Source organism: Pseudomonas sp. LBUM1645 (assembly GCF_059716185.1).
Window position 1 is genome coordinate 5,872,302 of record NZ_CP166811.1, and the last position, 22,575, is coordinate 5,894,876.

Below are 22,575 nucleotides of genomic sequence, written 5' to 3' on the forward strand. Positions count from 1 at the left end.
GCCCTTGGCTCAGGAACCGCAATGACCAAAGTCGACTTCTATATCCTGCCCAGCGCCGATCCTTCGGCGCGGCTGGACTTTGCCTGCAAGCTCACCGAAAAAGCCTGGCGCATGGGCCACCGCATCTATCTGCATTGCAGCGATGCCGCCCAACGCGACGATCTCGATGCGCGCCTGTGGGCCTTCAAGGGCGAAAGCTTTGTGCCTCACGGCCCCGCTGAAAATGAGCCGGACGGCTTGATTGTGTTGGGCCTTGGCGATGACTGCGGTCCGCATCAGGACCTGTTGGTCAATCTCGCCCTGAAAGTCCCGGCATTCGCCAACAAGTTCGCCCGCGTGGCGGAAGTGGTGGTGGAAGATCCGACGATTCGTACGGCTGCGCGGGAGAGTTTCCGTTTCTACCGCGAACAGGGCTATCCTCTGCAAGATCACCGTTTACAGCGACTCTGAGCATTCCGATGGACACTCCAAAACCGCTGCAAAAGTCCGCGCACCTGCTGGACGACCTTGAGTCGATCCGCCAATTGCTCGGCGATGACAACCTGCAACCGCCCTTGCTCACCGACACGGTCGAGGAAGGTGATCAGGAACAGATTCCGATGCTGTTCGATACGGTCGGCGCCAACCCGCCAACCCTCGAACCGGCACCACCCGCCCCTGCAGCCCCTGCCGCCCAACCCGCGCCCGCCGCCAGCAAGGGCCCCGACGACCTGCTGCACCTGGATGGCGAACTGCGCGCCGCCGCGCAATTGATCATGCAAGACGTGATCGACGACTTCGCCCCGCACATCGAAACCGAAATCAAACGCCGCCTCAGCGCGCGGATGGAACGGTTGCTCAGCCAATACGAATAACCCCCAATCCCCTCTGTGGTGAGGGGATTTATCCCCGTTCGGCTGCGCAGCAGTCGTCAACCCTGTAAACGCGTATTCCGAATGAAATGCTGGGGGCTGCTTCGCAGCCCAACGGGGATAAATCCCCTCGCCACAGTCTGCCCCTGCTCGCCCTCTGCCCCATGCCCCGCTATACTTGCCGGCTTTTCCTGAATAAATGCCAATAGGGTCCCGCCGCGCATGGATAAGACCTACCAGCCGCACGCCATTGAAACTTCCTGGTACAACACCTGGGAGTCAGAGAATTACTTCGCCCCGCAAGGCGCGGGCGAGTCCTACACCATCATGATCCCGCCGCCGAACGTCACCGGCAGCCTGCACATGGGTCACGGCTTCAACAACGCGATCATGGACGCCCTGATCCGTTTCCGCCGCATGCAGGGTCGTAACACCCTGTGGCAGCCGGGTACCGACCACGCCGGTATCGCCACGCAAATGCTGGTGGAGCGTCAACTCGAAGCCCAGGGCCAGAGTCGTCACGACCTGGGCCGCGAAAAATTCCTTGAGAAAGTCTGGGAATGGAAGGATCAATCCGGCGGCAACATCAGCCGTCAGATCCGCCGTCTCGGCTCGTCCGTGGACTGGGGCCGCGAGCGCTTCACCATGGACGACGGCCTCTCGGAAGCCGTTAAAGAAGCCTTTGTGCGCCTGCACGAAGACGGCCTGATCTACCGCGGCAAGCGCCTGGTCAACTGGGACACCAAGTTGCACACGGCGATTTCCGACCTCGAAGTGGAAAACCACGACGAGAAAGGTTTCCTGTGGAACCTGAAATACCCGCTGGCCGACGGCGCCAAGACCGCTGAAGGCAACGATTACCTGATCGTCGCGACCACTCGCCCGGAAACCATGCTCGGCGACGCCGCCGTAGCGGTTAACCCGAACGATGAACGCTACCAAGCCCTGATCGGCAAATTTGTCGAGCTGCCGCTGGTCGGCCGCCGCATCCCGATCATCGCCGATGATTACTGCGATCCTGAATTCGGCACCGGCTGCGTGAAAATCACCCCGGCCCACGATTTCAACGACTACGAAGTCGGCAAGCGCCACAACCTGCCGCTGCTGAACATCTTCGACAAGAACGCCGCTGTATTGCCGGCCTGTCAGGTGTTCAACCTCGACGGCACCCTGAACGAAAGCATCGACGGCAAGATCCCGGCCGAATACGCCGGTCTGGACCGCTTCGAAGCGCGCAAGCAGATCGTTGCTGCGTTCGACGCTGCCGGCCTCCTGGTCAGCGTCAACGACCACGCCCTGAAAGTACCGAAAGGCGACCGTTCCGGCACCATCATCGAGCCGTGGCTGACCGACCAGTGGTACGTGTCGACCAAGCCATTGGCTGAGCCAGCCATCGCTGCTGTTGAAGACGGCCGCATCGCCTTCGTGCCGAAACAGTACGAAAACATGTACTTCTCGTGGATGCGCGACATCCAGGACTGGTGCATCAGCCGTCAGCTGTGGTGGGGCCACCGGATTCCGGCCTGGTACGACGAGTCGGGCAAGGTCTATGTCGGTCGCGACGAAGCCGAAGTACGTGCCAAGCACAACCTCGGCCCGGACGTGGCGCTGCAACAGGACAACGACGTTCTCGACACCTGGTTCAGTTCGGGTCTGTGGACCTTCTCCACGCTCGGCTGGCCTGAGCAGACCGAATTCCTGAAGAAATTCCACTCCACCGACGTGCTGGTGACCGGTTTCGACATCATTTTCTTCTGGGTTGCCCGGATGATCATGCTCACCATGCACTTGGTGAAGAACGAAGACGGCACGCCGCAGGTTCCGTTCAAGACCGTTTATGTTCACGGTCTGGTGCGTGATGGCCAGGGCCAGAAGATGTCCAAGTCCAAGGGCAACGTCCTGGACCCGCTGGACATCATCGACGGCATCGAGCTCGAAGACCTGGTGCAGAAACGCACCTCGGGCATGATGCAGCCGAAACTGGCGAAGAAGATCGAGAAGCAGACCCGCGACGAGTTCGCCGACGGCATCGCCAGCTACGGCACCGACGCCCTGCGTTTCACCTTCTGCTCGCTGGCGTCCACCGGTCGCGACATCAAGTTCGACATGGGCCGCGTCGAGGGCTATCGCAATTTCTGCAACAAGATCTGGAACGCCGCGCGCTACGTGTTGGACAAAGGCGAAGACTGCGGCCAGAACGGCGAGGCTTACGAGCTGTCGCTGGCGGATCGCTGGATCATTTCGCAGCTGCAACGCACCGAAGCCGAAGTGACCCGTCAACTCGATCAGTTCCGTTTCGACCTGGCCGCACAAGCCTTGTACGAGTTCATCTGGAACCAGTATTGCGACTGGTACCTGGAACTGTCCAAGCCTGTGCTGTGGGACGAAAACGCGCCGGTCGAACGTCAGCGCGGCACCCGCCGCACGCTGGTTCGGGTATTGGAAGTCGCGCTGCGCCTGGCACACCCGTTCATGCCGTTCATCACCGAAGAAATCTGGCAGCGTATCGCGCCGCTGGCCGGTATCGAAGGCAAGACGATCATGTTGCAGCCTTGGCCAGTGGCCAACGAAGAGCGCATCGATCCGGCTGCCGAGAACGATATCGAATGGCTCAAGGGCCTGATGCTCGGCACGCGTAACATCCGTGGCGAAATGAACATCGGTCCAGGCAAGCCGTTGAACCTGTTCCTGAAAAACGTCAGCGCCGAAGATCAGCGTCGTCTCACCGAGAACGAAGCCCTGCTGAAGAAGCTGGCTCGCCTCGAATCGATCACCGTGTTGGCTGCTGGCGAAGAAGCACCGCTGTCCGCCACCGCACTGGTTGGCGAGATGGAAGTGCTGGTGCCGATGGCCGGCCTGATCGACAAAGACGCCGAATTGGCCCGTCTGGACAAGGAAATCCTGCGTCTGCAGGGCGAAGTTCAGCGGGTTGGCGGCAAGCTGTCCAACGCCGGTTTCGTCGACAAGGCCCCGGCCGAAGTCATCGAGAAGGAACGCGCCAAACTGGCTGAAGCTGAACAGGCTTTGGGCAAGTTGGCCGAGCAGCATGCGCGGATTGCCAGCCTGTAACGGCAAATCGCAATGAAAACGGGAGGCCTGCAACGGCCTCCCTTTTTTGTGCCTGCCCCTTTACCCCAAACACTGCAATCCCCTGTGGGAGCGAGCTTGCTCGCGATGAGGCCATAACATTCAACATCAATGTTGGCTGACAGTCCGCCATCGTCGGAATGCCGCCCAGACCAAGCTCGCTCCCACAGGGAATGGTGCTGATCTTCACAATTGGGTTCACAACGGCTGAATGTGGGACAATACCCGCCACTTTTAGCCATACCCGAATCGACCACGCCCATGAACGCCCCCCGCACACCAAGACCTGCGCGCAAAAAGCCTGATTCCGCGACCCCGGCCAAAGCCGTGGAGCCCCGCGAGAAGGCCAGCCTGCATCCGCGCAACCGCCATCAGGGTCGTTACGACTTCCCGGCGCTGATCAAAACCACGCCGGAACTGGCGAAGTTCGTGATCATCAATCCGTACGGCAAGGAAAGTATCGACTTCGCCAGCCCGGACGCAGTGCGGGTGTTCAACCGTGCGTTGCTCAAGTCGTTCTACGGCGTCGCCCATTGGGACATCCCGGCTGACTACCTCTGCCCACCGGTCCCGGGCCGTGCCGATTACGTGCACTTCCTGGCCGACCTGCTGGCCAGCGTCAACGACGGCGAGATCCCTCGCGGCGCGCCGGTCAAGGTGCTCGATATCGGCATGGGCGCCAACTGCGTCTATCCGTTGATCGGCTACAGCGACTACCGTTGGCACTTCCTCGGCTCGGAAATCGACCCGACGGCCGTGGCCGCCGCCAAAGCCATCGTCCAGTCCAACGGGCTGAACAAAGCCATCCAGTTGCGCCAGCAAAGCAATCCCAAGCACATTCTGCTGGGCCTGCTCGAACCCGGCGAACGCTTTGACCTGACCATGTGCAACCCGCCGTTCCATGCCTCGATGGACGAAGCGACCAAGGGCAGCGAGCGTAAATGGCGCGCCCTGGGCCGTGCCGATCCAAAACGCAAACTGCCGGTGCTGAACTTTGGCGGCCAGTCAGCAGAATTGTGGTGTGAAGGTGGCGAAGCACGGTTTGTGACGCAATTGATCGCCGAGAGCGCGCACTTTCAACACAAAGTGCTTTGGTTCAGCACCCTGGTCTCGAAAGCCTCCAACCTGCCGGCGATCCAGACGGCGCTGAAAAAGGCTGGCGTACTGGAAAGCCAGGTCGTGGAAATGTCCCAGGGGCAGAAGCAAAGCCGCTTCGTCGCCTGGACCTTCCAGACCAAATCCGAGCAACAGGTCTGGCGCGAACGCTGGGCTCGCAAGAGCTAACGCAAGTCAACTGTGGGAGCGAGCTTGCTCGCGATGGCGGACTATCAGTCAACATTTCTGCTGAATGTTATGGCCTCATCGCGAGCAAGCTCGCTCCCACATTGGTTTAGCGGTGTTGGTGGCAAATCGCAGACACAAAAAAGCCGTGCCCGGATCACTCCGGAGCACGGCTTTTTTTTACTGCGTCTTACTTGTTAACAGCGTCGGTCAGGCCTTTGGCCACAACCAGCTTGATAACTTTCTTGGCAGCGATTTCGATGGCAGCGCCAGTCGAAGGGTTGCGGCCGGTACGGGCAGGACGCTCAGTCACTTTCAGTTTGCCGATACCTGGCAGAGTGATTTCGCCGCCGTTTTCCAGCTGATCGGCAACGATTTGGCCCAGTTGGTCCAGAGCGTTACGCGCGGTGGTTTTTGGCGCGTCGATAGCTTCAGCGATGTCGGCGATCAGTTGGTCTTTAGTAAGAGCCATGTAGTGTTCCTTCCCTATCAAATTCATATGGATTGCAGAGTGCAGTGTCAGCCATCGAGCCCGATCTTCTGGATCTGGCACCCTCGGCCATAACCGCGACGAGTCGGGGTTATAGATACCGAAATCAGGGTTTGGTTCGACCTGACAAATGCTGAATGCACGCTTAACGCAGTGACTTCGCGTAAGACCGGGCAAAACTAGCACAGAGACGGGGAAATATCCGCCTCTAGCTACCCATTTGGTCAGCTTTATTGCTCTAAAACTGTAAAAAACAGCATAAGCGCCATCGGACACCTGCGAATTGACCTTCGTGCCGCGCCAAAACCAGTGGTTGCGGTACACTTGGCACTTTTTGGGGGAGCACGCCCTCCTCTCTTCAATCAGCCGAGAAGCCCATGCCGATCCGCCATTGCATCGTCCACCTGATCGACAAAAAACCCGACGGCACGCCCGCAGTTCTCCACGCTCGCGACTCCGAACTGGCTGAGTCGAGCGCCATCGAGTACATGCTTGCCGACCTCAATGAGAGCTACAACGCCAAACAAGGCAAGGCCTGGGGTTTCTTCCATGCCGAGTCCGGGGCGCATCCGTTCAGCGGCTGGCTGAAGGAATACCTCGATGGCGGCAAGGATTTCACCGCGTTCAGCCGGGTGGCAGTGGAACATCTGCAAAAACTGATGGAAGAGTCGAACCTCTCTGTGGGCGGCCACGTGCTGTTTGCGCATTATCAGCAAGGCATGACCGACTACCTGGCGATCGCGCTGCTACACCACAGTGAAGGCGTTGCAGTGACCGATCAGCTGGACGTGACCCCGTCCCGGCACCTGGATCTGGGCCAACTGCACCTGGCGGCGCGGATCAACGTGTCCGAGTGGCAGAACAACAAGCAGTCCAAGCAGTACATTTCGTTCATCAAGGGCAAAAACGGCAAAAAGGTTTCGGAGTATTTCCGCGACTTCATCGGTTGCCAGGAAGGCGTCGACGGCCCCGGCGAAACCCGCACCCTGCTCAAGGCCTTCAGTGACTTCGTCGAAAGCGAAGACCTGCCGGAAGAATCCGCCCGCGAGAAAACCAAGACCTTGGTGGATTACGCCAGCAGCCAGGCAAAACTGGGCGAACCCATGGGCCTGGAAGAACTCTCGGAGTTGATCGACGAAGAGCGCCCGAAAGCTTTCTACGACCACATTCGCAACAAGGACTACGGCCTGTCGCCGGAGATTCCGGCAGATAAACGTACCCTCAACCAGTTCCGCCGCTTCACCGGTCGCGCCGAAGGCCTGTCCATCAGCTTCGAAGCGCACCTGCTGGGCTCGAAGATCGAATATGACGAAGAAGCCGGCACGTTGATCATCAAAGGTCTGCCGACCCAACTCACCGATCAGCTCAAGCGACGTAACTGATGCTCGGCGGCGTACTGAAGAAATGCCTGCTGATCCTGCTGGTGGTCGTGGTCTATCAGAACTGGGGCAAGATCGAGCGGGTGTTCCATCCGGCGCAGGTGGTGTCCGAGCAGACTCAGGCCAAGGCCAACGTTGTGCTCTACGCCACTGAATGGTGTGGCTACTGCAAACTGACCCGGCGCTTTCTCGATCAGAAGGGAATTCCGTACAAGGAGTTCGATATCGAGAAGGATACCGAGGCACGCAAGGCCTACGAGGCGTTGGGTGGCGGCGGGATTCCGATCATCGATGTGAACGGGACGTTGATTCGCGGGTATGACCCGGATGCGATTCTCGCTGCCCTGAAATAAACACAAATCCCTGTAGGAGCATGGCTTGCCCGCGATGGCCCCGACTCGGTGCAACCGTCGCACCGTGCAATCGTTCATCGCGGGCAAGCCATGCTCCTACAAAGGAGTGGGGCTCAGCGTTTTTCGATGCGGAAGCCAAAGCGCGGAAAGTGCACATGCACCACACCGCCCCGCTCGTCTTCACGACGCAGAATCAATTCTTCACTGCCCGCAAACAGCAACTCACCCGCCACCGGGTCAACGCCGTAATCGATGGCGGCAATGACCACCTGCTGGCCAGCTTCAAAACCATTCGGCTCGTCGAATTGCTCATCCGGCAATGCGGCCGGTGTGGCATTGCGCGCAACCTCCAGCGCCTCCTCCGAGCTCATCTCGCTGAACGCGCCATGACCGAAGCCCAACACACGCCCCAGCCACGCCGAAACCGCCGGATAAGCATCGACCAACGGTGACGTGACGGGGGTGGCCTTGAGGAACCACAACGGATGGGCCAGGGCAAAGTCGGCAATTGACGGCTCGCCGAACAGGAAGTCGCCCTGCTCGCGCTGAAGTTGTTGCTCCAGACGCGTCATGATGGTCGGCCACTGATGCCGGGCTTGTTCAGCCGACAACCGTGTGGCGCTGCCACCGCTGAACAACTCCGCGCGATCGGCAATGAATGCCTTAATCGCTTCCGGCGGTAAATTGGCGAAGCGCACGGCGATCGATTCCGGTTGAAACACCAAGCTAACCGCGTGCTGGAACACCACCGAATCTGCCCACGCGGCGAAGGTCGCGGCGATCATTTCCTGACCTTCCGGGAAGAACGCCGGCAAGGCTTTTTCCTGTTCCAGACGACGGGCGATCAGCGACGTGTCGCAATAGATATCCGCGCCAATCTGCAATACCGGCGTCTTGCGGTAGCCGCCGGTCAGCGCGGTCAGATCGGGTTTTGGCATCACCGGCGAGATCTTCACCGAGCGCCAGGACAGCCCCTTGAAGCCCAGCAGCAAGCGGGCCTTTTCGGCAAAAAGGGACGTCGGGTAATGATGAAGAATCAACTCGGACATGCTCGGCTCCGCCGCACGGATAAGGAATCCGCAGCTTAGCGCGCATTCCCTGAGCAGCCCAGCCATCTGCCTGATGGGGATTTATCAGTCAGATTGATAAGCCCGCAGCGGCGCTCGCCACCAAGCATTCCTTGGCGCTTTTCTTGAGTTTTTTGATCAGCCGTTCCTGACGCAGCGCTTCGCTTTTATCGCGGCAGGCTTCGGTGTAAACCAATGCCACGGCAGGGCTGGAGAGAAAAAAGCGTGCGCCCTTGCCACTCTGGTGGGTGGCAAAGCGACGTACGGGATCGTCGCTGATCCCGCAGTAGAGCGAACCATTGGCCGCGCGAACGAGGTAGACGAACCAGGGTTTGCTGACAGGCAGCGTTGGTTCGGCGGCAATGACGGAAGATTCGCTGGCGGTGTTCACGTGACGATTAAGGCTTGTAGGAAACAAGCCGCGATCTTATCAGCGACTGGCCTGGAATGCCTTCAGCCCCTTCAAGGCTTGAGTGCGAACTGCGTTCCTCACCGCTGGCGTCCAGCCCCACAACAGCCCCTTGAAACCCAGCGCTTGTCGGGACCAGGCCCACAGATCGAAGCTGTCGTGATGCTCGCAGATTTTGCCGTCGCGAAAAACGAAGCGTGCCTGAATGTCGTTGACCACGGTGTTGCCGGTCTGACTGAACAGGTACGTCGCCACCCAATGGGCGCCGCCCGTGCGCTCATCGCTGCGTACGTTATCGAACGTCAGAGAAAAATCCTTGGCCCGGGTGGTGAGCATGCGCCACATGTCGCCGGCATCGCGGCCGCGCAGTTCGCCGAACGCCGGATCACTGAACACCACGTCATCGGTATAGCAGGCACTCATGGCCTCAGCATCCAGCCGCTGGAAGGCTTGGTAGAACTGGGTGATCAATGCGTTGTGGGCATCACTCATGGACAGGCTCCCTGATGTGCAAAGTGGTTTCAAAAGATTGCCTGCACGATAGTCAACAAAGGCGCGAAACACTATCGGCATTCGCGGGCCGAATACCGACAGTGTGCGGGTGTCAGACCCTTTCGCTTTCGACCTGGACGTACAGCGAACGTCCGGCGCCGAGACCAGCGATGATCGCGCCCAGGCCGATGATGCCGAAAATCCAGCCCAAGGCGTTCCAGCCGCCGGTCCAGTCATGCACGATGCCGACCGCGAACGGCCCCATGGACGCCAGGGTGTAGCCGAAGCCTTGGGCCATGCTCGACAGATTCGCCGCGACATGGGCGTCCCGCGAACGCAGCACGATCAGGGTCAACGCCAGACTGAACGTACCGCCCTGACCCAGACCCAGCAGGATCGCCCAGCCCCACAAGCCTTCGATCGGTGCGTAAAGACAACCGAACAAACCGCCAAGGGTCAGCAGCATGACGATGACGATCGCCAGACGCTGATCCTTGCCACGCGTCGCCAGCCATGGCGCCGCCAGTGAACTCGCCAACTGAACGATGACCGAGCCTGACAGCACCAGACCCGCCTGGGTCGGCGTCAGGCCGCGACCGATCAGGATCGACGGCAACCAGCCGAACACGATGTAGGCCAGAGAAGATTGCAGGCCCATGTAGAGCGTCACTTGCCAGGCCAGCGGATCACGCAACAGACCGCGAACCCGATACGCGACGTTGTGCGCGCCGTGTTTCTGGCCGACTTGTGGCAACCAGAAAATCGCCGCGACCAATGCCGGAACCACCCAGAAGCCGAGGCCCAAGGCCCAGCTCTTGTCGAAATGCTCGCTCAACGGCACGGTCGCGCCCGCAGCCATTGCCGCACCCAGGCAGAGGGCCATGGTGTAGACGCCGGTCATGGTTCCCGCGTGTTTCGCGAAGTCGCGCTTAACGATGCCGGGCAGCAATACGCCGATCACACCGATGCTCGCGCCGGCCAGCACACTGCCAGCAAACAGGCCGATCTCGCCGAATGAACTGCGCAGGATGATCCCGCCGGCCAACATCAAGAGAATGCCAAGCACCACTCGCTCGGCGCCGAAACGTCGCGCCAGCACGGGCGCCAGCGGTGCAAACAAACCTAGGCACAGCACCGGCAACGTCGTCAGCAAACCGGCCTGGGCTGCCGACAAACCAAGGGTTTTCGACACCTCGCTGAGCATCGGCGCCATGCTCGACAGCGCCGGGCGCAGGTTCAGCGCCACCAGAATCAGGCCCAGCAACAGCAGCCACGGCCGCCGCAGGATCGGATGACTTTGCTGGACCTGTTCGTCATCCGCCTCCGCGTCGATCAGCAGCTCTTCGAGCTCCGCCGTGCGCTTGGCTTGGGGGATGCTGCTTTTGTTGACCTGCTGGCTGGACATGGAATTCTCGGTTTCAAGGTTCATTGATCAACTGCCTCGACAGGGCTTTGGCCCGTTCCGGGTCGCGTTGCTCGACAGCATCAAGCAGTTCGATATGGAGGTCGAACACCTCTTGGCGTCGGGGGGAAATGTTCAGGGTCTCGCGCAATTGCGCACCGATGACGCTGGAAAAATAGCGATACAACTCGCTTAGGGTCGGGTTGTGCGCGGCGTCCACCAGTCGACGGTGAAACACCAGATCGCAGGCGATGTAGGTGTCGAGATCGCCGTGATAGTGACTGCCGCTGACGCCCAACGCCTCGCGCAATGCCACCAGGTCTTCGTCGGTACGACGCAACGCAGCCAGGCCGATGGCCTCGACTTCCAGAATGTGCCGAGTTTCCCGGGCCTGTTCATGGGAGCAGCGGGACAACGCCTTCATGGTGTCGAGCGGATCGACCACCGCCCGCAGATAGCTGCCGTCGCCCTGACGGATTTCGATCAACCCGGAAAACGCCAATACGCGCATGGCTTCACGCACGGTATTGCGGCTGATGCCCAGTTCGGCGGACAGCTCTGGCTCGGTGGGTAAACGCTGGCCGACCGTCCAGACGCCTTCGGTGATGCGCAGGCGTAACTGATCCAGTGCCTGGTCGACCAGGGACCGTTTAACTAGCGGAGAAATGTCTGACATAGGATTCGCCCTTTCATCCAATCATAGGATGAATTTTCTGACATGTTAGTCAGCTCCACGTAGGACGGCAACCGCCTACGGTCAGAGAGAGGGAAATGGAGCGGGATTTTCGATTAGTCAAAATTACCCTTTAAGGGTAATTTCAGGGATAGGGTTAGCGGCTTCTTATGGAAAAGAACACACCCCATTACGACTTGGCGGTGATCAAAGCGGATGTCAGGCGACTTGGAGGCAAAGCATTCACCAGCACTGCTAAAAACGGCGGAAGGGTTCTTGGCTTAAACCTCCTGGAGATGCAGGAAGTCATTTTCGAGCTCCAGGGAAAGATGCTGTACAAGTCGATGACCACCTATGACGATCATCGCGTCTGGCAAGACGTTTATCACATCAGCTCATACGGTCTGGAGATTTATATCAAGGTGACGTATCGCCCCGGCGGTGGTCCACCCGTAATCTCCTTCAAGGAGAAGTCCCAATGAAAACCCGGCAGTGTTTTAGCTGTGGAGCCCAGGAAGGAATGCGACATTTCGAGGGTCGCGGCGAAACCATGAGCGTCAAAGGTATGGAGCGCCGCGTAGATGATTTATCTGGCTGGGAATGCCAGATGTGTGGCGAGGTCGAGTTAGATGACAGTTGTTCAGAGCGTCATTCAGACGCGGGCGACGAACTGGTTATCGCAGCGAGGCAGATGATCGGCGACGAGATGAAGCGAATCCGTCGCAAACTGCATCTGACGCAAAAAGAAACTGTGCAACTACTGTCCGGTGGCGGGCACAACGCGCTTTCCCGTTACGAGCGCGGCGAAATACTTCCTCCGAAAACATTGGTGCTGCTGATGCGCCTACTTGACCGCTATCCGCATTTGCTCGCTGATGTGAAATCACTGGGTGAAGGGGCGGATTTGAGGGGTTTCAAGCATACAGAGCACAAAGAGCACGAAACCCTCACTGTTTCCTGAGCACAAAAAACAAACCCGGCGCGAGGCCGGGTTTATTTCTACGAGTCGGCTGGCATCAATGCAAAATCTGGCTCAAGAACAGCTTGGTACGCTCATTCTGCGGATTATCGAAGAAGTCGTTCGGCGCAGCCTGCTCGACGATTTCACCCTTGTCCATGAAGATCACACGGTTGGCCACGGTGCGAGCGAAGCCCATTTCGTGGGTGACGCAGAGCATGGTCATGCCGTCTTCGGCCAGGCCGATCATGGTGTCGAGAACCTCTTTCACCATCTCCGGGTCGAGTGCCGAGGTCGGTTCGTCGAACAGCATGATTTTCGGCTTCATGCACAGCGCACGGGCAATCGCCACACGCTGTTGCTGACCGCCGGACAGTTGCCCCGGGAATTTATGCGCCTGCTCCGGAATGCGGACGCGTTCCAGGTAATGCATGGCGATTTCTTCGGCCTTGCGCTTGGGCATCTTGCGCACCCACATCGGCGCCAGCGTGCAGTTCTGCAGAATGGTCAGGTGCGGGAACAGGTTGAAGTGCTGGAACACCATGCCGACTTCACGGCGAACCGATTCGATCTGCTTGAGGTCATTGGTCAGCTCCACGCCATCGACCACGATGCGGCCCTGCTGGTGTTCTTCCAGACGGTTGAGGCAACGGATGGTGGTGGATTTGCCGGAACCCGACGGGCCACACAGCACGATACGCTCGCCCTGTTTAACGTTCAGGTTGATGTCTTTCAACACGTGGAACTGGCCGTACCACTTGTTCACGCCCTGCATCTGAATAATGCCTTCAGGGCTCGCAGGCTTTTTGATTGCTTCGCTCATTACAGAACTCCTAACGCTTGTGGCCAGTGTCGAGCTTGCGTTCCAGATGCATGGAATAGCGCGACATACCAAAACAGAAAATCCAGAACACCAGGGCCGCGAACACATAGCCTTCGGTGGCCATGCCCAACCATTTCGGGTCGGCGGCGGCTTGTTTGACGCTGTTGAGCAAGTCGAACAGGCCGATGATGATCACCAGGCTCGTGTCCTTGAACAGCGCAATAAAGGTGTTGACGATGCCAGGGATCACCAGCTTCAGGGCTTGCGGCAGAATCACCAGGCCCATGCTACGCCAGTAACCGAGGCCCATCGCTGCAGCCGCTTCGTACTGACCTTTGGGAATCGCTTGCAGACCACCACGCACCACTTCGGCCACGTAGGCCGACTGGAACAGGATCACGCCGATCAGTGCCCGCAGCAATTTGTCGAAGTTCATGCCTTCAGGCAGGAACAACGGCAGCATCACCGAGGACATGAACAGCACCGTGATCAACGGCACGCCGCGCCAGAATTCGATGAAGGTCACGCAGACCACGCGAATCGCCGGCATGTTCGAACGACGGCCCAGCGCCAGGACGATACCCAGCGGCAATGCACCGGCAATACCGACGGTGGCGATCACCAGGGTCAGCATCAGCCCGCCCCACTGGCTGGTCGCCACAGTGCTCAGACCGAAGAGCCCGCCATGCAACAGGAAGTAGGCAATGATCGGGTACAGCACCAGGAAGCTCAGCCCGTACACCGCTTTACGGTGAAAGCGCGAGATAAACAACGGTGCCACGCCAATGACCGCCAACCACACGGTCAGGTCCACGCGCCAGCGCAGGTCTGTCGGGTAGTAGCCGTACATGAACTGGCCGAAGCGCTGTTGGATGAACACCCAGCAGGCGCCCTCCTTCGTGCAGTCGGCGCGCGTGGTGCCGACCCAATTGGCATCGAGGATCGCCCAGCTCAGGATCGGCGGGACCACCAGGTAAATCAGATAGAACGCGAACAGGGTCAGCAAGGTGTTAAGCCAGCTGGAGAACATGTTCGCGCGCATCCACGCCACCACACCGATGCTTCTGTTCGGTGGCGGCATGTCAGGCTTGAAAGTATGAGTCGTCATGCGCTTTTCCTTACCGCTCGATCAGCGCAATGCGCTTGTTGTACCAGTTCATCAGCAGGGAAATGCTGATACTGATCGCCAGGTACACGCTCATGGTGATAGCAATCACCTCGATCGCCTGTCCGGTCTGGTTCAGCACCGTACCGGCAAACAACGAGACCATTTCCGGATAACCGATACCGGCCGCCAGCGAGGAGTTCTTCGCCAGGTTCAGGTATTGGCTGGTCAGCGGTGGAATGATCACGCGCAGGGCTTGCGGGATGATCACCTTGCGCAGGGTCGGACCGTTGCGCAATCCCAACGAGTGCGCCGCTTCCGTCTGGCCGTGGCTGACCGACTTGATGCCCGAACGCACGATCTCGGCGATAAACGCCGCGGTGTACACCGTCAGGGCCAGGGTCAGCGCCAGCAGTTCCGGGATCAGCACCCAGCCACCGACAAAGTTGAAGCCTTGCAGCTTCGGCATTTCCCAGTGCACTGGCGCGCCGAAGATCAATGCGCACAGCGCAGGGATCACCAGGAACAGCGCCAGACCGACCCAGAACTTGTGGAACGGTACGCCGGTCGCTTCGAAGCGTTTTGTCGCCCAGCGGCTCATCAGCACGATGGCGACAATGGCCACGACGATGCTGACCACGAACGGCCAGAAACCGTCCGCCGTCAACGCGGCCGGCATGTTCAGGCCGCGGCTGCTGACGAAGAAGGTGTCGCCGAAGTTATGGCTGTTGCGTGGCCCCGGCATGGTCAGGAACACCGCGAAGTACCAGAACAGGATTTGCAGCAGCGGCGGAATGTTACGGAAAACCTCTACATACACCGTCGCCAGCTTGGCAATGATCCAGTTCTTCGACAGCCGTGACACACCAACGATGAACCCGAGGATCGTCGCCAGGATCACGCCGATGAAGGTCACCAGCAGCGTGTTGAGCAGGCCGATGACAAACACCCGGGCATAGCTGTCCGATTCGGTGTAGTCGATCAGGTGTTGAGCGATGCCGAAACCGGCACTGCGCTCCAGAAAGCTGAAGCCGGAGGTAATGCCCCGGTGTTGAAGGTTGGTCTGTGTGTTATCGAACAGATACCAGCCCATCGAGACCACCGCCACAATGGTGATGATCTGAAATAGCCACGCACGCACTTTTGGATCGCTGAGGCTGAGCCTCTGCTTTGGTGCGCCGATTGAATTTTGCATGAAGTGCCCCGCAAATAATGGAACAGAACATCACCCGGTGGTTGGCCCACCGGGTGATAGAACCATCAGCGCACTGGTGGTGCGTATTGAATGCCGCCGTTGTTCCACAGAGCGTTCAGCCCGCGGTCGATGGCCAGTGGAGTGCCTTTGCCGAGGTTTTTCTCGAACACTTCACCGTAGTTGCCCACTTGCTTGACGATCTGCACGACCCAGTCTTTCTTCACTTTCAGGTCTTTGCCGTATTCACCGTCAGCGCCCAGCAGACGAGCAACGTCCGGGTTCTTGGTGGCTTTGGCTTCAGCTTCAACGTTTTTCTGGGTGATGCCCATTTCTTCAGCGTTGAGCATCGCGAACAGGGTCCACTTGACGATGCTGAACCACTCTTCGTCGCCTTTACGCACGACCGGGCCCAGAGGCTCCTTGGAGATGGTTTCCGGCAGAACGACGTAGTCGGTCGGGGTCGCCAGCTTGCTGCGTTGTGCGTAGAGCTGGGATTTGTCGGAAGTCAGCACGTCGCAACGACCGGATTCCAGCGACTTGGCGCTTTCATCGGAGGTGTCGAAGGTGATCGGGGTGTATTTCAGACCGTTACCGCGGAAGTAGTCGGAAACGTTCAGCTCGGTCGTGGTACCGGCTTGAATGCAGATGGTGGCGCCGTCGAGCTCTTTAGCGCTCTTCACGCCCAGCTTGTTGTTCACCAGGAAGCCGATGCCGTCGTAGTACGTCACGCCAGCAAACACCAGACCCATGCCCGAATCGCGGGAGCTGGTCCAGGTGGTGTTACGCGACAGCACGTCGATTTCGCCGGACTGCAGCGCGGTGAAACGCTCTTTGGCGTTCAACTGGCTGAATTTGACCTTGGTCGCATCGCCGAAAACGGCAGCGGCCACAGCGCGGCAGACGTCAGCATCGATACCGATGATCTTGCCAGTGGAGTCCGGAACCGAGAAACCCGGCAGACCGTCACTTACACCGCACTGTACGAAACCTTTCTTCTGCACTGCATCCAGGGTTGCACCCGCCTGAGCGAACCCACTGACACCGAGTACTGCGGCTGCAGTCACGATAGCCAGGGTGGATTTCAACATCTTCATTCAAACCTCCAGTTTTGCTCTTGTTGTGTCGGAGCTTGAGTCCAGTCGCACCCTTATGAGGCGTTGTTGACCCGTGTTGGCTTTTTTTGGGGTCAACCGACGTAAGACCTGCGCTATGAGTCTAGTAGGAGAAAATCCACATCATGGACAACTCACTTCTCACCAATCGGCCGAACGGGCTGTAGCCCTTTCACGTTCGCGAAGCCCGTAGCGGCCACTGGCGAACATCCATCACCGGATTCTTTGCTATCCCACCGCCAGCAGTACACTGATAGTGTTACCGCAAGGCGCGAGATGGGTTGCACCGTTTCCCCATAGCAAAGCCCGTACCAGACCGCTCGCCGAAGCGATTGCGCGACAGGTCAATAGCAAAACTTGTAGCCTTGCGACATCTTATTAACTGATCAACCAGGCACGCCCTCAGACCTCGCACTCAATGAGAGCGCCTGCACAAATTTGGAGCAACCATGACCGAGCCCTTGATTCTTCAGCCCGTCAAGCCCGCAGACGCCTGCGTTATCTGGCTGCACGGCCTGGGCGCCGATCGCTATGACTTCTTGCCGGTGGCCGAGGCGTTGCAGGAAAGCCTGCTGACCACCCGCTTCGTTCTGCCCCAGGCACCGACCTGCGCCGTGACCATCAATGGTGGTTACGAGATGCCGAGCTGGTACGACATATTGGCCATGAGCCCTGCGCGCGCGATCAACCGCGAGCAGCTGGAAGAGTCGGCGCAGAGGATCGTCAATTTGATCGAAGTGGAGCGCGCCGTCGGAATAGACGCCTCGCGGATATTCCTGGCAGGTTTTTCCCAAGGTGGCGCGGTGGCGTTACACACCGCGTTTCTGAAATGGCAGGGACCGCTGGGTGGCGTACTTGCCCTCTCGACCTATGCACCGACCTTCAGCGATGAACTGGAGCTTTCCGCCAGCCAGCAGCGCATTCCCGTACTGTCTTTACACGGCCAGTACGATGACGTCGTTCAAAACTCCATGGGCCGCACCGCCTACGAGTATTTAAAGCAGCATGGTGTCACCGTGACATGGCAGGAATACCCAATGGGCCACGAAGTGTTACCCGAGGAGATTCGCGACATTGGTGTCTGGCTCGCCGAGCGCTTGCGTTAACTGTTTATGTGAAAAGCAGCCCATTGATCCATCCCACTACGCCGCGCCCGATTCTTGCATTACACTGGCCGGCGTATATTCCTTAATCAATTGATGAGATGACCGTGCTCAAAGCACTCAAGAAAATGTTCGGTAAAAGCGAGACTGAGCAGCTCGCGCCAGTCTCCAGCGCTCCGTCTCACCATCCCAGCCACCGCACCGACGGTAATCAGTCTGGCCGGACCGCAGCCGTAGCGGTACCGAAGCACGAGCCGATGACCACACCGGCCGTCCAACCCGTTGAGGCCCAGGCCTCTGAAGAACCGAGCAGCGAAGCTGCGAAACCTGCCCGACCGCGTCGCGAACCGAAACCAAAAGCACCGGTTATCCCCTGGAAACTTGAAGACTTCGCCGTCGAACCCCTGGAAGGCAAAACCCGTTTTCACGATTTCAAACTCGCCCCCGAACTGATGCACGCCATCCAGGACCTGGGCTTCCCGTATTGCACGCCGATCCAGGCACAAGTCCTCGGCTTCACCCTGGCCGGCAAAGATGCCATTGGCCGCGCCCAGACTGGCACCGGCAAAACTGCAGCGTTCCTGATTTCGATCATCACCCAGTTGTTGGAAACCCCGCCGCCGAAAGAGCGTTATATGGGCGAGCCGCGGGCGCTGATCATTGCACCGACCCGTGAACTGGTGGTGCAGATTGCCAAGGACGCAGCCGACCTGACCAAATACACCGGCCTCAACGTCATGACGTTTGTCGGCGGCATGGACTTCGACAAGCAGCTCAAAAACCTCGAAGCTCGTCATTGCGACATCCTCGTGGCCACCCCGGGCCGTCTGCTGGATTTCAACCAGCGCGGCGACGTGCACCTGGACATGGTCGAAGTCATGGTCCTGGACGAAGCCGACCGGATGCTCGACATGGGTTTCATCCCACAAGTGCGTCAGATCATTCGCCAGACCCCGCCGAAAAACGAGCGCCAGACGCTGCTGTTCTCCGCGACCTTCACCGAAGACGTGATGAACCTGGCCAAGCAATGGACCACCGACCCGTCGATCGTCGAGATCGAGTCGCAGAACGTGGCCAGCGAAAACGTCGAGCAACACATCTACGCCGTCGCCGGTGCCGACAAATACAAACTGCTCTACAACCTGGTCAACGACAACGGTTGGGAGCGGGTGATGGTGTTTGCCAACCGCAAGGATGAAGTGCGACGCATCGAAGAACGTCTGGTGCGTGACGGCGTCAACGCCGCGCAACTGTCCGGCGACGTGCCGCAGCACAAGCGCATCAAGACCCTGGAAGGTTTCCGCGAAGGCAAGATCCGCGTCCTGGTTGCCACCGATGTGGCCGGTCGCGGCATTCACATCGACGGCATCAGCCACGTGATCAACTTCACCCTGCCGGAAGTCCCGGACGATTACGTGCACCGCATCGGCCGTACCGGTCGTGCTGGCGCCGAGGGCGTGTCCATCAGTTTTGCCGGGGAAGACGACTCCTACCAGCTACCGTCCATCGAGGCGCTGCTGGGTCGCAAGATCAGCTGTGAAACGCCACCGACGCATCTGTTGCGGGCGGTTGAGCGCAAGCGCCCGTAACGCGGGTCGCACTAAAAGAGGCGCAGCCGGAAACGGACTGCGCTTTTTTTTCGTCCGGACATTGATCAAGACAACTAAAAGTCCATAATGGACAAATTAGTTTACTTCCAGCTCCCGGAGCCGACCATGTCCAGTACGCCTTACGTGATCACCCAAGCTCAGGCCAGCGAGTTGCTGGCGCAGGTCGACGTGCCGCAGATCCTGCGCAAACTGTTCCGCGACCTGGCCGCCGGGCAAGCTGTGCAACCGGCGCAGCAGCTAGTGGAGTTTCCACAGGGCGCTGGCGACTTCATCAACTACCTGGGCGTGTTGGCCGAAGACGGTGTTTACGGGGTCAAGACCTCGCCGTACATCGTGCGTGAACAAGGCCCGCTGGTGACCGCCTGGACGCTGCTGATGTCGATGCAGACCGGCCAGCCGTTGCTGCTCTGCGATGCCGGTGAACTGACCACGGCACGCACCGCTGCAACAACCGCAGTGGCTGTCGACGCCCTAGCCCCGTTGAAGGCCCAACGTCTCGCGATCATCGGCAGCGGCAAGGTCGCCCAGGCGCACTTGCATTACGTCAAAGGTTTGCGCGAATGGCAGAGCATCAGCCTCTACTCACCGAGCCTGAGCGACAAGAATCCCGAAGTATTGGCACAGCTCCAAAGTCTCGATCCACGGCTGACCATCGTCGACAGTCGTGAAGCAGCGGTTCAAGACGCCGACGTGATCATGCTCTGCACCTCGTCCGCAGGTCCGGTGATCGACCCTTCAAGCTTGAGCAAACCGGCGCTGATCACCTCCATCAGCACCAACGCACCGCGTGCCCACGAAGTGCCGCCGCAGAGCCTCAATGACATGCAGGTATTCTGCGATTATCGTCTGACCACCCCGGGCTCGGCCGGCGAGATGCTGATTGCCGGTGAGCAACATGGCTGGAACAAGGGCGCGATCATCGGCGACCTGCCCGATCTGCTCAGCGAAAAAGTCCAGCGCCCCAACTACGACCGCCATGTGTTCTTCCGCTCCATCGGTCTGGGCCTGGAAGACATTGCACTGGCGAATGCCCTTTACCGCCTACAGCACTAACACCACGTCCCTGTGTAGGAGCTGTCGAGTGAAACGAGGCTGCGATCTTTTGATCTTGCCTTTAAAAGCAGAGTCAAAAGATCGCAGCCTCGTTTCACTCGACAGCTCCTACAGTCCCACAGGGGGATCTCTACAATTTCGGCATTTACGCCCCATCAGGAGACGTTCATGAGCCAGGCAGATTTCATCATCATCGGCGGCGGGATTGCCGGCGCTTCCACCGGTTTCTGGTTGTCGCAGCACGCCCGAGTGATCGTGCTCGAACGCGAGTCCCATCCGGCTTACCACTCCACCGGACGTTCAGCCGCACTGTTCACCGCCGCATACGGCACACCGCAGGTTCGGGCGCTGACCCAAGCCAGCCGCGACTTCTTCGACGCGCCGCCGGCCGGTTTCTGCGAACACCCGCTGCTGACCTCGCGTGGCGAGATGACCGTGGACTTCACCGGCGACCCGGCCGAGCTGAACAATCAATACCTGAGCGCCAAAGCCACGGTGCCGGAGATGCAGCTGCTCAGCGCCGACGAGGCCTGCGTGCGCCTGCCGATCCTGCGCCGGGACAAAGTCCATGGTGCGATTTACGACCCGACCGCCAGCGACATCGACACCGATGCCTTGCACCAGGGCTACCTGCGCGGTATCCGACGCAATAAAGGCGAAGTTCATACCGACAGCGAAGTCATGAGCCTGACCCGTGACGCCGAAGGTGTGTGGCACGTGCAAACCAACGGTCAAACCTTCAGCGCCCCGATCATCATCAACGCGGCAGGCGCGTGGGCCGACAAAATCGGCGAGCTCGCCGGTGCCAAACCACTGGGCCTGCAACCCAAGCGCCGTGCGGCGTTCATCTTCGCCGGCCCCGAGGGCGTGGACATCCACCATTGGCCAATGCTGGTCAGCCTCGACGAATCCTTCTACATGAAACCCGACGCCGGAATGTTCCTCGGCTCGCCAGCCAACGCCGACCCGGTGGAACCGCACGACGTGCAGCCTGAAGAGCTGGACATCGCAATGGGCATCTACCAGATCGAAGAAGCCACTACCCTGACCATCCGCCGTCCGACCCGCACCTGGGCCGGTTTGCGCAGTTTCGTGAGCGACGGTGATTTGCTGTCCGGTTTCGATCCGCAGGTACCGGGGTTATTCTGGGTAGCGGCACAAGGCGGTTATGGCATCCAGACCTCGCCGGCCATGGGCCAGGCCAGCGCTGCACTGGTACGCGGTGAAGCCTTGCCCGAGCAACTGACTCGCTTCGGCCTGAACACCCAGATGCTCTCCCCTTCGCGACTGGGCTGACTTTCGGACGCAGGTGACGTGTCGACACGATTGCGGCAAACTTCCAGCGCCCTTTTTTGACGGGGCGCTGATGCTGTCTGGAGCTCCACTTTATGAACGCCCAAGAACAAGAACCGGCCGGTGATGACTCTGCATTGAAGAGCTCGCCGCTGGACAACTTCCGCGCGATCGCCGATGCCATCGCCACGTTGTTCTTTCCTCACGCCGAGGTGGTGCTGCACGATCTGCGCACACAGAAGGTCGACTACATCGCCAACAACCTGTCCAAACGGGAAATCGGTGACGACTCGGCGCTGGAGGACATGCTCAGCGACGATATCAGCGAACGAAACATCGGGCCGTACGAAAAGCTCAATTGGGATGGCCAGAAGATTCGCAGCCTGAGCAGCGTGTTGCTCGACAGCGAAGGTCACCCGCTGGCGATGCTGTGCATCAATCTGAATATTTCGTTGTTCGAAAATGCCAAGGCCGCGCTGGACCTGTTCCTGTCGCCGAGCAAGTTGATTCCGCAACCGGACTCGCTGTTTCGCGATGACTGGCAGGAGCGCATCAACACCTTCCTCCACACCTGGCTGCGCGAACGTCAGCTGAGCCTGAACCTGCTGACCCGTGACCATAAACGCGAACTGGTGCTGGCGCTGCACGCCGAGGGCGCCTTCAAAGGCAAAAGCGCCTCCAACTATGTGGCGAACGTGCTGAACATGGGGCGGGCAACGGTGTACAAACATTTGAAGGAATTGAAGGGCTGAAAGACCGACACGCACTCGTAGGAGCACGGCTTGCCGGCGAAGGCGTCCTCAAGATCGCCTTCGCCGGCAAGCCGTGCTCCTACAGGA

The 22,575-nt window shown here is 59.3% G+C and carries 23 protein-coding genes; 13 read left to right on the forward strand and 10 right to left on the reverse strand.

Features of this window, described 5'->3' with window-relative positions:
• Positions 1-21: 21 nt before the first annotated feature.
• From ACA079_RS26665 to rlmF, 4 genes are all read left to right on the forward strand, one after another.
• Positions 22-450, forward strand: a complete 429-nt coding sequence (locus ACA079_RS26665) for a DNA polymerase III subunit chi (protein ID WP_046048214.1) — start codon at positions 22-24, stop codon at positions 448-450.
• An 8-nt stretch (positions 451-458) separates the two neighbouring features.
• Positions 459-854, forward strand: a complete 396-nt coding sequence (locus tag ACA079_RS26670; protein WP_497701515.1) for a DNA polymerase III subunit chi — start codon at positions 459-461, stop codon at positions 852-854.
• Between the two features lie 219 nt (positions 855-1,073).
• Positions 1,074-3,920 (forward strand): valine--tRNA ligase, encoded by a 2,847-nt coding sequence (locus ACA079_RS26675; protein WP_497701516.1) that lies wholly within the window; start codon positions 1,074-1,076, stop codon positions 3,918-3,920.
• A 279-nt stretch (positions 3,921-4,199) separates the two neighbouring features.
• Positions 4,200-5,222 carry a 23S rRNA (adenine(1618)-N(6))-methyltransferase RlmF gene (gene rlmF / locus ACA079_RS26680; RefSeq protein ID WP_056743581.1) on the forward strand — a complete coding sequence of 341 codons (1,023 nt, stop codon included), beginning with the start codon at positions 4,200-4,202 and terminating at the stop codon, positions 5,220-5,222.
• Positions 5,223-5,409: 187 nt separating this feature from the next.
• Here rlmF and ACA079_RS26685 read toward each other — a convergent pair whose 3' ends face one another.
• The gene (locus tag ACA079_RS26685; RefSeq protein WP_007905514.1) at positions 5,410-5,691 is read right to left on the reverse strand and encodes an HU family DNA-binding protein; all 282 of its coding nucleotides are present in this window, start codon (positions 5,689-5,691) and stop codon (positions 5,410-5,412) included.
• 395 nt (positions 5,692-6,086) lie between these two features.
• Between ACA079_RS26685 and yejK the strand changes: the two genes are divergently transcribed.
• Complete coding sequence (gene yejK, locus ACA079_RS26690; protein ID WP_008147593.1) at positions 6,087-7,091, forward strand: nucleoid-associated protein YejK; 1,005 nt, start codon at positions 6,087-6,089, stop codon at positions 7,089-7,091.
• Positions 7,091-7,441 (forward strand): glutaredoxin family protein, encoded by a 351-nt coding sequence (locus ACA079_RS26695; protein ID WP_497701517.1) that lies wholly within the window; start codon positions 7,091-7,093, stop codon positions 7,439-7,441. Before yejK ends, ACA079_RS26695 begins: the two co-directional genes overlap by 1 nt.
• 113 nt (positions 7,442-7,554) lie before the next feature.
• Here ACA079_RS26695 and ACA079_RS26700 read toward each other — a convergent pair whose 3' ends face one another.
• The 5 genes from ACA079_RS26700 to ACA079_RS26720 all read right to left on the reverse strand — a co-directional run bounded on the left by ACA079_RS26700 (position 7,555) and on the right by ACA079_RS26720 (position 11,487).
• The gene (locus tag ACA079_RS26700; RefSeq protein WP_497701518.1) at positions 7,555-8,490 is read right to left on the reverse strand and encodes a glutathione S-transferase family protein; all 936 of its coding nucleotides are present in this window, start codon (positions 8,488-8,490) and stop codon (positions 7,555-7,557) included.
• Positions 8,491-8,578: 88 nt separating this feature from the next.
• Positions 8,579-8,899, reverse strand: coding sequence for a GIY-YIG nuclease family protein (locus tag ACA079_RS26705; RefSeq protein WP_429511940.1), 321 nt, complete (start codon positions 8,897-8,899; stop codon positions 8,579-8,581).
• A 39-nt stretch (positions 8,900-8,938) separates the two neighbouring features.
• Positions 8,939-9,409, reverse strand: coding sequence for a nuclear transport factor 2 family protein (locus ACA079_RS26710; RefSeq protein ID WP_497701519.1), 471 nt, complete (start codon positions 9,407-9,409; stop codon positions 8,939-8,941).
• A 112-nt stretch (positions 9,410-9,521) separates the two neighbouring features.
• A complete protein-coding gene (locus ACA079_RS26715) occupies positions 9,522-10,838 on the reverse strand; it encodes a CynX/NimT family MFS transporter (protein WP_497701520.1) in 1,317 nt (438 codons plus the stop codon).
• Positions 10,828-11,487: a FadR/GntR family transcriptional regulator gene (locus ACA079_RS26720; RefSeq protein WP_129441424.1), complete on the reverse strand. Its 660-nt coding sequence runs from the start codon at positions 11,485-11,487 to the stop codon at positions 10,828-10,830. The genes ACA079_RS26715 and ACA079_RS26720 overlap by 11 nt, the downstream gene beginning before the upstream one ends.
• A 167-nt stretch (positions 11,488-11,654) precedes the next feature.
• On the opposite strand from ACA079_RS26720, the gene ACA079_RS26725 reads away from it, so the two are divergent.
• Positions 11,655-11,966, forward strand: coding sequence for a type II toxin-antitoxin system MqsR family toxin (locus ACA079_RS26725; RefSeq protein ID WP_497701521.1), 312 nt, complete (start codon positions 11,655-11,657; stop codon positions 11,964-11,966).
• Positions 11,963-12,445, forward strand: a complete 483-nt coding sequence (locus ACA079_RS26730) for a type II toxin-antitoxin system MqsA family antitoxin (RefSeq protein ID WP_497701522.1) — start codon at positions 11,963-11,965, stop codon at positions 12,443-12,445. Before ACA079_RS26725 ends, ACA079_RS26730 begins: the two co-directional genes overlap by 4 nt.
• 55 nt (positions 12,446-12,500) lie before the next feature.
• On the opposite strand, the gene ACA079_RS26735 is transcribed toward ACA079_RS26730, so the two are convergent.
• From ACA079_RS26735 to ACA079_RS26750, 4 genes are all read right to left on the reverse strand, one after another.
• The gene (locus ACA079_RS26735; protein WP_046048226.1) at positions 12,501-13,265 is read right to left on the reverse strand and encodes an amino acid ABC transporter ATP-binding protein; all 765 of its coding nucleotides are present in this window, start codon (positions 13,263-13,265) and stop codon (positions 12,501-12,503) included.
• A 10-nt stretch (positions 13,266-13,275) separates the two neighbouring features.
• Positions 13,276-14,373 carry an amino acid ABC transporter permease gene (locus ACA079_RS26740; RefSeq protein ID WP_497701523.1) on the reverse strand — a complete coding sequence of 366 codons (1,098 nt, stop codon included), beginning with the start codon at positions 14,371-14,373 and terminating at the stop codon, positions 13,276-13,278.
• A gap of 10 nt (positions 14,374-14,383) precedes the next feature.
• The gene (locus ACA079_RS26745) at positions 14,384-15,565 is read right to left on the reverse strand and encodes an amino acid ABC transporter permease (protein WP_415771261.1); all 1,182 of its coding nucleotides are present in this window, start codon (positions 15,563-15,565) and stop codon (positions 14,384-14,386) included.
• A 65-nt stretch (positions 15,566-15,630) separates the two neighbouring features.
• On the reverse strand, positions 15,631-16,659 hold the full coding sequence (locus ACA079_RS26750) for an amino acid ABC transporter substrate-binding protein (RefSeq protein WP_123365710.1): 1,029 nt from the start codon (positions 16,657-16,659) through the stop codon (positions 15,631-15,633).
• Positions 16,660-17,126: 467 nt separating this feature from the next.
• On the opposite strand from ACA079_RS26750, the gene ACA079_RS26755 reads away from it, so the two are divergent.
• From ACA079_RS26755 to ACA079_RS26775, 5 genes are all read left to right on the forward strand, one after another.
• On the forward strand, positions 17,127-17,783 hold the full coding sequence (locus tag ACA079_RS26755) for an alpha/beta hydrolase (protein WP_461999769.1): 657 nt from the start codon (positions 17,127-17,129) through the stop codon (positions 17,781-17,783).
• 98 nt (positions 17,784-17,881) lie between these two features.
• Positions 17,882-19,369, forward strand: a complete 1,488-nt coding sequence (gene rhlB / locus ACA079_RS26760; protein WP_497701524.1) for an ATP-dependent RNA helicase RhlB — start codon at positions 17,882-17,884, stop codon at positions 19,367-19,369.
• Positions 19,370-19,495: 126 nt separating this feature from the next.
• Positions 19,496-20,443 (forward strand): ornithine cyclodeaminase family protein, encoded by a 948-nt coding sequence (locus ACA079_RS26765; protein ID WP_497701525.1) that lies wholly within the window; start codon positions 19,496-19,498, stop codon positions 20,441-20,443.
• A 168-nt stretch (positions 20,444-20,611) separates the two neighbouring features.
• A complete protein-coding gene (locus ACA079_RS26770; RefSeq protein WP_497701526.1) occupies positions 20,612-21,739 on the forward strand; it encodes an NAD(P)/FAD-dependent oxidoreductase in 1,128 nt (375 codons plus the stop codon).
• A gap of 92 nt (positions 21,740-21,831) precedes the next feature.
• A complete protein-coding gene (locus ACA079_RS26775) occupies positions 21,832-22,488 on the forward strand; it encodes a helix-turn-helix transcriptional regulator (protein WP_497701527.1) in 657 nt (218 codons plus the stop codon).
• Positions 22,489-22,575: the final 87 nt, after the last annotated feature.

Coding starts and splice junctions, on each gene's coding strand:
- ACA079_RS26665 (WP_046048214.1), top strand. CDS start 22: ATGACCAAAGTCGACTTCTATATCCTGCCCAGCGCCGATCCTTCGGCG.
- ACA079_RS26670 (WP_497701515.1), top strand. CDS start 459: ATGGACACTCCAAAACCGCTGCAAAAGTCCGCGCACCTGCTGGACGAC.
- ACA079_RS26675 (WP_497701516.1), top strand. CDS start 1,074: ATGGATAAGACCTACCAGCCGCACGCCATTGAAACTTCCTGGTACAAC.
- rlmF (WP_056743581.1), top strand. CDS start 4,200: ATGAACGCCCCCCGCACACCAAGACCTGCGCGCAAAAAGCCTGATTCC.
- ACA079_RS26685 (WP_007905514.1), bottom strand. CDS start 5,691: ATGGCTCTTACTAAAGACCAACTGATCGCCGACATCGCTGAAGCTATC.
- yejK (WP_008147593.1), top strand. CDS start 6,087: ATGCCGATCCGCCATTGCATCGTCCACCTGATCGACAAAAAACCCGAC.
- ACA079_RS26695 (WP_497701517.1), top strand. CDS start 7,091: ATGCTCGGCGGCGTACTGAAGAAATGCCTGCTGATCCTGCTGGTGGTC.
- ACA079_RS26700 (WP_497701518.1), bottom strand. CDS start 8,490: ATGTCCGAGTTGATTCTTCATCATTACCCGACGTCCCTTTTTGCCGAA.
- ACA079_RS26710 (WP_497701519.1), bottom strand. CDS start 9,409: ATGAGTGATGCCCACAACGCATTGATCACCCAGTTCTACCAAGCCTTC.
- ACA079_RS26715 (WP_497701520.1), bottom strand. CDS start 10,838: ATGAACCTTGAAACCGAGAATTCCATGTCCAGCCAGCAGGTCAACAAA.
- ACA079_RS26720 (WP_129441424.1), bottom strand. CDS start 11,487: ATGTCAGACATTTCTCCGCTAGTTAAACGGTCCCTGGTCGACCAGGCA.
- ACA079_RS26725 (WP_497701521.1), top strand. CDS start 11,655: ATGGAAAAGAACACACCCCATTACGACTTGGCGGTGATCAAAGCGGAT.
- ACA079_RS26730 (WP_497701522.1), top strand. CDS start 11,963: ATGAAAACCCGGCAGTGTTTTAGCTGTGGAGCCCAGGAAGGAATGCGA.
- ACA079_RS26735 (WP_046048226.1), bottom strand. CDS start 13,265: ATGAGCGAAGCAATCAAAAAGCCTGCGAGCCCTGAAGGCATTATTCAG.
- ACA079_RS26740 (WP_497701523.1), bottom strand. CDS start 14,373: ATGACGACTCATACTTTCAAGCCTGACATGCCGCCACCGAACAGAAGC.
- ACA079_RS26745 (WP_415771261.1), bottom strand. CDS start 15,565: ATGCAAAATTCAATCGGCGCACCAAAGCAGAGGCTCAGCCTCAGCGAT.
- ACA079_RS26750 (WP_123365710.1), bottom strand. CDS start 16,659: ATGAAGATGTTGAAATCCACCCTGGCTATCGTGACTGCAGCCGCAGTA.
- ACA079_RS26755 (WP_461999769.1), top strand. CDS start 17,127: ATGACCGAGCCCTTGATTCTTCAGCCCGTCAAGCCCGCAGACGCCTGC.
- rhlB (WP_497701524.1), top strand. CDS start 17,882: ATGACCGTGCTCAAAGCACTCAAGAAAATGTTCGGTAAAAGCGAGACT.
- ACA079_RS26765 (WP_497701525.1), top strand. CDS start 19,496: ATGTCCAGTACGCCTTACGTGATCACCCAAGCTCAGGCCAGCGAGTTG.
- ACA079_RS26770 (WP_497701526.1), top strand. CDS start 20,612: ATGAGCCAGGCAGATTTCATCATCATCGGCGGCGGGATTGCCGGCGCT.
- ACA079_RS26775 (WP_497701527.1), top strand. CDS start 21,832: ATGAACGCCCAAGAACAAGAACCGGCCGGTGATGACTCTGCATTGAAG.